This window comes from Pseudomonas sp. SJZ078, from assembly GCF_007828255.1.
Classification (GTDB): domain Bacteria; phylum Pseudomonadota; class Gammaproteobacteria; order Pseudomonadales; family Pseudomonadaceae; genus Aquipseudomonas.
The window spans coordinates 180784-189076 of the sequence record NZ_VIUG01000009.1 but is presented as its reverse complement, the minus strand read 5'-3'; the positions used below and the strand labels follow the sequence as shown (position 1 = coordinate 189076).

At 59.7% G+C, this 8293-nt stretch carries 8 protein-coding genes; all 8 read right to left on the bottom strand.

The window, feature by feature from the left end:
* Window positions 1-127: 127 nt before the first annotated feature.
* The 8 genes from FBY02_RS11545 to ppsA all read right to left on the bottom strand — a co-directional run bounded on the left by FBY02_RS11545 (window position 128) and on the right by ppsA (window position 8288).
* Window positions 128-1162 carry an OmpA family protein gene (locus FBY02_RS11545; protein ID WP_144927445.1) on the bottom strand — a complete coding sequence of 345 codons (1035 nt, stop codon included), beginning with the start codon at window positions 1160-1162 and terminating at the stop codon, window positions 128-130.
* 108 nt (window positions 1163-1270) lie between these two features.
* Window positions 1271-1861 (bottom strand): RNA polymerase sigma factor SigX, encoded by a 591-nt coding sequence (gene sigX, locus FBY02_RS11540; RefSeq protein WP_047701492.1) that lies wholly within the window; start codon window positions 1859-1861, stop codon window positions 1271-1273.
* A 91-nt stretch (window positions 1862-1952) separates the two neighbouring features.
* On the bottom strand, window positions 1953-2777 hold the full coding sequence (locus FBY02_RS11535) for a mechanosensitive ion channel domain-containing protein (RefSeq protein WP_041021634.1): 825 nt from the start codon (window positions 2775-2777) through the stop codon (window positions 1953-1955).
* Window positions 2778-2779: 2 nt separating this feature from the next.
* The gene (locus FBY02_RS11530) at window positions 2780-3025 is read right to left on the bottom strand and encodes a hypothetical protein (RefSeq protein ID WP_014337331.1); all 246 of its coding nucleotides are present in this window, start codon (window positions 3023-3025) and stop codon (window positions 2780-2782) included.
* A 62-nt stretch (window positions 3026-3087) separates the two neighbouring features.
* Window positions 3088-4083 (bottom strand): zinc transporter ZntB, encoded by a 996-nt coding sequence (locus FBY02_RS11525; RefSeq protein ID WP_144927442.1) that lies wholly within the window; start codon window positions 4081-4083, stop codon window positions 3088-3090.
* A 25-nt stretch (window positions 4084-4108) separates the two neighbouring features.
* Window positions 4109-4600, bottom strand: coding sequence for a ribonuclease E activity regulator RraA (rraA, locus tag FBY02_RS11520; RefSeq protein ID WP_144927439.1), 492 nt, complete (start codon window positions 4598-4600; stop codon window positions 4109-4111).
* A 126-nt stretch (window positions 4601-4726) separates the two neighbouring features.
* Window positions 4727-5716, bottom strand: a complete 990-nt coding sequence (locus FBY02_RS11515) for an alpha/beta fold hydrolase (protein ID WP_144927436.1) — start codon at window positions 5714-5716, stop codon at window positions 4727-4729.
* Between the two features lie 196 nt (window positions 5717-5912).
* On the bottom strand, window positions 5913-8288 hold the full coding sequence (gene ppsA, locus FBY02_RS11510) for a phosphoenolpyruvate synthase (RefSeq protein WP_144927433.1): 2376 nt from the start codon (window positions 8286-8288) through the stop codon (window positions 5913-5915).
* Window positions 8289-8293: the final 5 nt, after the last annotated feature.

Sequence of the window (8293 nt, the reverse complement as noted above, 5' to 3'; positions counted from 1 at the left end):
GAATGGGCATAAAAAATCCGATACCAGAGGACTGGTATCGGATTTTCTAGAAAGCCCGGCTTGGACTCAAATGCTTAAGTGAACAGCATTACGGCATAAGCCGGGCTTTTCCCAAACTATGGGCTAATTACTTGCTCTTAGCTTCAGTTTGCGCTTCTACGCGACGGTTGATAGCACGACCGGCTTCAGTGGCGTTGTCGGCAACTGGGCGGGTTTCGCCGTAGCCAACAGACTGAATGCGGGACGCTTCAACACCGTACTGGTTGGTCAGAACCTGCTTAACGGCGTTTGCACGACGCTCGGACAGTTTCTGGTTGTAAGCGTCAGGACCGACGGAGTCAGTGTGACCTTCAACAGTGGTGGTGGTTTCTGGGTACTGCTTCATGAAGTCAGCCAGGTTCTTGATGTCGCCGTAGCTGTTTGGCTTGACGACCGACTTGTCGAAGTCGAATTTCACGTCCAGCTCAACACGTACGGTTTCAGCAGCAGCCGGGCAGCCATCAGCGTCAACGGTTACGTTGGCTGGGGTGTCAGGGCACTTGTCGACGTTGTCGCAGACGCCGTCGTTGTCGCTGTCGGAGCAGACTTCAGCCGGAGCTGGAACTGGAGCAGCAGCAGGCTTGGAGCCGCCACCGAAGTTCACACCGATACCGACGCTTGGAGCCCACTCGGTGTCGCCCTGGTCGATGTTGTACTGAGCTTCAACGCCAGCACGAGCGTAGAAGTTCTCGGTGAAGTACAGCTTGGCGCCGCCGCCAACGTTGGCGAAGGTCGAACGGTTACGACCGCTGGAGCCGTTCTGACCGATGCTCTGGTCGGAGAAACCGGCCGAGACGTACGGACGCAGCATGTCACCTGGGTTGTTGAAGTGGTACAGAGCGTCCAGCGCAGTGTTGGCGCCCTTGATGTTACGACCGTCGTCGGAACGAACGTTGTGCACTTCGTCGTAGCCCAGACGCAGTTCAACGTCGTCGGTCAGGAAGTAACCAACCGAACCGCCGAACAGGTTGCCGTTGTTCTTGAAGTTACGAGCGCTGTCGAATTGCTCTTTCTTGGCGAAGCCTTCGATTTCAACTGCGCCTTGGCCTTGTGCCAGCGCGCCGAACGAAGTAGCGGCAATAAGAGAACCAATGGCAAAGCCCAAGGTGTTTTTCAGTTTCATCCGTTAAATCCCCATCTGGTGATTGTGAAGCAGTCCCGCAAACCGGGGGACAACTCGGCGGCAAGTCTATCAGAACTTGCCTACACGTAAGAGATATTTGCGCCGAAGTTAAGTTTCGGCAGTACCTGCAAATTTCTCACGCAGCTTATCGAGAGCGCGCTTGTAACGCATTTTTGTCGCGCTCAAACCCATGTGCATTATGTCTGCGATCTCTTGGAATTCCAGTTCTGCGACAAATCGTAGCACCAGAATTTCACGGTCGATCGGGTTCACATAAACCAGCCAGCGATCGAGTCCACCCTTTTCCTCGGGCTTGGGCGCCTTTTCTTCGGACGCTTCCTCGAGAGGGTCAAGGCTCAAAGCGTCCATCAAGCGACGCTTTCGCCGTTCCTTGCGATACTGTGTGATGCATTCGTTGTACGTGATGCTATATAGCCATGTCTTGAACTTCGATTTCCCCTCGAAGTTCTTCAGGCCATACAGCACCTTCAACATCACCTCCTGACAGACATCGTCAGCGTCGCGATCGTTCCCCAGATAACGTGCACAGACGTTAAATAATGTACGTTGGTAACGGCGCATCAACTCTTCGTAAGCACGTGTTACGTGGAACAGCTCCGTATGCGCGCGCGCGACCAACTCCTCATCAGAGAGATCACGGGGGTCATAGCGCGTGGACAGCGATTGGGGTTTGTTCAAAACAAGTCGGGCCGACGGTCTAGGTCAATGTGCGCCACAGCCTGCGCTGGCAGGCATTTTGCGGCGGCATACATTAGCAGAGTTTGCCGGGTTAGCGGCTACTCACATGCTGCTCCAGCAGGATCCGATTGGAGAGCGACACCAATTCGCCCTCCTCGGTCAGCAATGTGGTCTTCACCGTGCCGATCTCCTCGATCTGGCCTTCGACCTCGCCAACCCGCACTTGTTGCCCGACTTCATACAGCTCACGCACATAGATTCCCGCGAGAATCTGGCCGGCGATTTCCCGGCTTCCCAACCCCATTGCCAGCGCGATCGCCAGACCAACGGTAATCAATACGATCACGATCACATGGTTGAGCAGGTCCGTCTTGACCTCCAACTGGCTGATCGCGACAGAAATACTGATGATGATCACCAGACCCTGGGCGATTCGCCCCAGGCCCGAGGCGTAATCCAGCCCTACACCTTCGGCTGCGCCGCGCACCAGCCCATTGGCCAGCTGGGCCAGCAGCACACCGACCAACAACACCAGAGCCGCCCCGAACACCTTGGGCAGGTACAACGCAAGCATGTCGAGGGTGGCCGAAACCCGCTGAAGCCCCAGGGATTCAGCCGCAGAGACGAGAAAGATAAGCAGCACGAACCAGTAGACAATCTTGCCCACCAGGGTCGAGATCGGTACCTGGATGCCGCCTCGGGACAGCAGCTTGGTCAGGCCCGTGCCGCCCATCAGGCGATCCAGCCCCAGTTTGGCGAGCAGCTTGGACAGCAGCGTGTCCAGCAACTTGGCCACGACGAACCCCAACAGCACCACCACCAGGGCACCGAACAGGTTCGGGATGAAGTTGGCCACCTTGGTCCACAACGCAGTCATGGCCGCGACGAGGCTCTGGGTCCAGAGATTCAATTCCATATTCAATCAGCCTTATCAGCGGTGCGGGTAACAGGTTTACGACGGGAAACCGGCGAGACATGGGCCGACCCGTTGTTCAAGGCGATCATCAGCGCGGGCAGCCAACGGCCCAGCAGGCTGAACAGATCGCCCGCGCCGACCTGTCGATTGGCGGTTTTCAGCACACGCCCCAGGCAGGCATCGTCGTCCCGGCTGGAGGGCGAGGCCTTGAGCATGTCGCGCAAAGACTGTTCAAACGGATCGTGCATACGCACCTCTCGTAATGTCTGTGAAAGACGCGATCAAATTTCGTCGGGTCACATGAAACCTGTTATACCCAGCGCAGACGGCGGAACAACCACCACTGCCCCAGCGCCACGCAGACCATCAGCAGACAGGCGACCAGGAAGCCATAAGGGCTTTGTGAGAGCGGAATACCACCGACATTGATGCCCAGCAGGCCCGTGAGAAAACTCATCGGCAGGAAGATCCCGGTGATGATGCCGAAGCGGTACATGGTACGGTTCATGCGCACCGACAGACGCCGGTCTTCGGCCTCCAGCACCAGCCCCACGCGCTCGCGGGTCAGTTCCAGCTCCTCGAGATAGCGGGTCAGGCTGTTGTTCAATTCGTTCCAGTAATCGCCGTCATCGTCAACGAACCACGCCAGCTTGAGCCGGCTCATCTGCCCGAAAATATCCCGCTGTGGAGCCAGGAATCGCTTCAGCCCGGCCGCCCTGCGACGGATATGCAAAATCGCATCGTGCTCGGGAGTATACCGCTCGTCGGTATCGAGTTTTTCTTCCTCGGTATCGACGATTTCCGACAGGCAGGTCACCAGGTCCTGCACCTTGTTGGTGAGGTACTGCGCCATATAAAGGATGAGTTCCGAGGCGGTCTTCGGTCCCTTGCCCTCGGTCAGTTGCACCAGCAGCTCATCGGTGGCGCGCAACGGCCGCAGGCGCAGGGAGATGATGCGCTGGGCAGACGCAAAGATGCGCACCGACACCATGTCTTCCGGTTCGGCACCTGGGTTGAGGTTGATTCCCCGCAGAAACAGCAGCAGCTCAGCATTAGGCAACGGCAACAGCCGCGGGCGGGTGTTCTCTTCGAGCAGCAGATCGCAGTTGAACTCGCTCAGTCCGCTGGATTTGCGTAGCCAGGTGTGGGTCTGCGGATGACTGCGATCCCAATGCAGCCACAGGCTTTCATGGGCCTGCAACTGCAGATCGTCGAGCTCGGTCCGGGCAATCGAACGTGCGCCGCCCTTTCCGTCCAGTACCAGAGCATGCACCAGCCCCCACTGCGCGTTTTCTTCCTCGAACATCCTCATCCCTTACGGCTTTGACGCTTTATTCAGGCATTTTCAGCGGGCTTGGCGAGACGATCACGCCGTTATTGTCCGCATAAACATATTCGCCCGGACGGAACGTCACCCCGGCAAACGTCACCGCTACATTGAGCTCGCCGACACCGCGCCGGTCGGTTTTCATCGGGTGACTGGCCAGGGCCTGGACGCCGAGGTCGGTCTGGGCGATGACGTCCACGTCGCGGATGCAGCCGTAGATCACCAGCCCTTCCCAGCCATTTTTCGCAGCTTTCTCGGCCAGCATGTCCCCTAGCAACGCCCGCCGCAGGGAGCCTCCACCGTCGACAACCAATACCTTGCCGTTGCCCTTGAGTTCGACCTGCTCCTTGACCCTGGAGTTGTCCTCGAAGCACTTGATGGTCACGATTTCACCGCCAAACGAATCGCGGCCGCCGAAATTGCTGAACATCGGTTCCAACACCTGTACCAGGTCCGGGTAGGCATCGCACAGGTCGGGCGTGAGGTAATGGTTCATCGAACTACTCCTGAAAGGCTGGAACGTCAGACTGGATGAGTAACTGTTTGTGACCGGAACCGTTTAACGCGTCATATCTTAGCCGCAAGCCGACCAGAGCGAAATGCCCTTGTCAGAGCCTTTGCCTCAGACTGCCTCGGCCAGACTGGGCAGCTCTGCTTGCAATAACGCAACCTGATCGTCCAGCCAACGCGCGACCAGCGGCCAGACTTCGGCCTGCGCAGCTTTGCTGACCAGCATCTCGACATGACCGAAATCGTCCTTGAAACCCTGTTCCCGACCCAGGCACACGAACTGCTTGTGCTCGGAGCCAATCTGCTCGAACAGCTTGCGGCAAGCCCAGGTCGGGTCCTGGTGATCGCCGGCGGCGCTCACGGCCAGCACCGGCACCTGCACCTCGGCCAGCCCCGCCCACCAGTCCTTTTCGGCATCGCCGAAACGTCCGAACAAGCCGTACCAACGCATGCTTTCCAGGGCCAGGCCGATGGGCTCGTCCTCGGGGCCGCGCTTGAGCCTCGAACCGGACAATTGAGCAAAGCGCTTGAGGATGAAGCGGCTGCTCCACTCCACCGGCGGAATCTTCAGCGGCCAGTAGGTACGGCTGACCTGGGTGCCGAAGAACGCCGCCGACGCCACGGCCGGCTCGCCCAGGTAGTGGCCGCCCAAGGCTGCCGCCAGGGTGATGCCCCCCAGGGAATGGCCGATCCAGTGCGGCACCTGCCCGCTCTGTTCGCGCACAAAGGCGCCGATGGCCGGCAAGTCGTAGCGGGCGTAGTCGGCCACCCGATTGTTGCGATAGTCCTGGTTGCGCTGGGACAGCCCATGCCCGCGCATCTCGGGAATCCATACATCGAATCCCAACCGCGTCAGGTACGCCCCCAGGCCCAGCCCCTTGGGCGAGTACCAGAAGCGCCGGTTGGAGAAGCTGCCGTGCAACAGGATCACCGGGACGCCGCGGACCTGGCCGGCGTCGGCCATGCCCAGGCGGGTGACAGCCAGTTCGACACTAGGGTCCGGGCTGTTGCCGGGTTTCAGCCGGTAGACGTCTTCGCTCAGATCGCCACGCCGCTCGGCACTGATCAGGGCGACAGGAAACAGGTTGCTGCTGCTTTGCATAATACTCTTGCACAAAAAAGGGCGGCTTCCGTCAGGAGCCCGCCCTGTTTCAATCAAAAGGGACCTCTCAGCCAGTCAAGCCGCAGAACATGTGGGAGCGGGCTTGCTCGCGAAAGCGGTGTACCAGACAACATCAATGCTGACTGTTCCATCGCCTTCGCGAGCAAGCCCGCTCCCACAGGGTCCCTTCACTCAATCAGACCGCGCCTTGGCCCTCAGCCAGGAAGAACCAGGTTTCCAGCACCGAGTCCGGGTTCAGCGACACGCTTTCGATGCCCTGCTCCATCAGCCACTTGGCCAGGTCCGGGTGGTCCGAAGGGCCCTGGCCGCAGATGCCGATGTACTTGCCAGCCTTGTTGCAAGCAGCAATGGCGTTGGCCAGCAGCTTCTTGACCGCCGGGTTCCGCTCGTCGAACAGGTGCGCAATGATTCCGGAATCGCGGTCCAGACCTAGGGTCAACTGGGTCAGGTCGTTGGAGCCGATGGAGAAACCGTCGAAGAACTCGAGGAACTCTTCCGCCAGGATCGCGTTGGATGGCAGTTCGCACATCATGATCACGCGCAAGCCGTTCTCGCCACGGGCCAGACCGTTTTCCGCCAGCAGGTCGACCACCTGGCTCGCTTCGCCCAGGGTGCGCACGAACGGCACCATGATCTCGACGTTGGTCAGGCCCATGTCGTTGCGTACGCGCTTGAGGGCGCGGCATTCGAGCTCGAAGCAGTCACGGAACGTTTCGCTGATGTAGCGCGAAGCGCCGCGGAAACCCAGCATCGGGTTTTCTTCTTCCGGCTCGTAGAGTTTGCCGCCGATCAGGTTGGCGTATTCGTTGGACTTGAAGTCCGACAGGCGCACGATGACCTTTTTCGGATAGAACGCCGCGGCCAGGGTGCTGATACCTTCCACCAGTTTCTCGACATAGAAGCCGACCGGGTCGTCGTAGCCGGCAATGCGCTTGTCGACGCTGTCCTTGATCTCTGGCGGCAAGCCGCTGTAGTTCAGCAAAGCCTTGGGGTGCACGCCGATCATGCGGTTGATAATGAACTCCAGGCGGGCCAGGCCCACGCCGGCGTTCGGCAACTGCGCGAAATCGAAGGCACGGTCCGGGTTGCCGACGTTCATCATGATCTTGAACGGCAGCTCCGGCATGGCGTCCACGGAGTTCTTCTTGATGTCGAAGCCCAGCTCACCTTCGAAGATGTAGCCGGTATCGCCCTCGGCGCAGGAAACGGTTACGCCCTGGCCGTCCTTGAGCAGCTCGGTGGCGTTGCCGCAACCCACCACCGCCGGAATACCCAGTTCACGGGCGATGATCGCCGCGTGGCAGGTACGGCCGCCACGGTTGGTGACGATGGCGCTGGCGCGCTTCATCACCGGCTCCCAATCCGGGTCGGTCATGTCGGAAACCAGTACGTCACCGGCCTGGACCTTGTCCATCTCCGAGACGTCCTTGATGATCCGCACCTTGCCGGCGCCGATGCGCTGACCGATGGCACGACCTTCCACCAGCACGGTGCCGGTTTCCTTGAGCAGGTAGCGCTCCATGACGTTGGCCTGGGTGCGGCTCTTCACGGTTTCCGGGCGGGCCTGCACGATGTACAGCTTGCCGTCGTCACCGTCCTTGGCCCATTCGATGTCCATCGGGCACTTGTAGTGTTGCTCGATGATCATGGCTTGCTTGGCCAGCTCGCTGACTTCGGCGTCGGTCAGGCAGAAACGGGCGCGCTCGGCCTTGTCCACATCGACGGTTTTCACCGAACGACCGGCCTTGGCTTCGTCGCCGTAGATCATCTTGATGGCCTTGCTGCCCAGGTTACGGCGCAGGATGGCAGGGCGACCGGCTTGCAAGGTGCCTTTATGGACGTAGAACTCATCCGGGTTCACCGCGCCCTGGACGACGGTTTCACCCAGGCCGTAGGCGCCGGTGATGAACACCACGTCACGGAAGCCCGACTCGGTGTCGAGGGTGAACATCACGCCGGCGGTGCCGGTTTCGGAACGGACCATGCGCTGCACGCCTGCGGACAGGGCGACCAGCTTGTGGTCGAAGCCCTGGTGCACGCGGTAGGAAATGGCACGGTCATTGAAAAGGGAGGCGAAGACTTCCTTGGCGGCGCGGATGACGTTTTCCACGCCACGGATGTTCAGGAAGGTTTCCTGCTGGCCGGCGAAGGAGGCATCCGGCAAGTCTTCGGCGGTGGCCGAGGAACGCACGGCGACAGCAATGTCGGGGTTGCCTTCGGACAGCTTGGCGAAAGCGCTGCGGATTTCGCTGTTCAGTTGCTCCGGGAATTCGGCTTCCATGATCCATTGGCGGATCTGGGCACCGGTCTTGGCCAGGGCATTGACGTCATCGACGTCCAGGGCATCGAGCGCATCGTGGATCTGTTTGTTCAGGCCGCTCAGTTCCAGGAAATCACGATAAGCCTGAGCTGTCGTGGCAAAGCCACCCGGCACCGATACGCCGGCACCGGCGAGGTTACTGATCATCTCGCCCAGGGATGCGTTCTTGCCCCCCACATGCTCCACATCATGGACGCCGAGCTTATCGAGGGAAACTACGTACTCTACCAAGGTGA

Coding starts and splice junctions, on each gene's coding strand:
- FBY02_RS11515 (WP_144927436.1), bottom strand. CDS start 5,716: ATGCAAAGCAGCAGCAACCTGTTTCCTGTCGCCCTGATCAGTGCCGAG.
- FBY02_RS11545 (WP_144927445.1), bottom strand. CDS start 1,162: ATGAAACTGAAAAACACCTTGGGCTTTGCCATTGGTTCTCTTATTGCC.
- FBY02_RS11530 (WP_014337331.1), bottom strand. CDS start 3,025: ATGCACGATCCGTTTGAACAGTCTTTGCGCGACATGCTCAAGGCCTCG.
- FBY02_RS11525 (WP_144927442.1), bottom strand. CDS start 4,083: ATGTTCGAGGAAGAAAACGCGCAGTGGGGGCTGGTGCATGCTCTGGTA.
- rraA (WP_144927439.1), bottom strand. CDS start 4,600: ATGAACCATTACCTCACGCCCGACCTGTGCGATGCCTACCCGGACCTG.
- FBY02_RS11535 (WP_041021634.1), bottom strand. CDS start 2,777: ATGGAATTGAATCTCTGGACCCAGAGCCTCGTCGCGGCCATGACTGCG.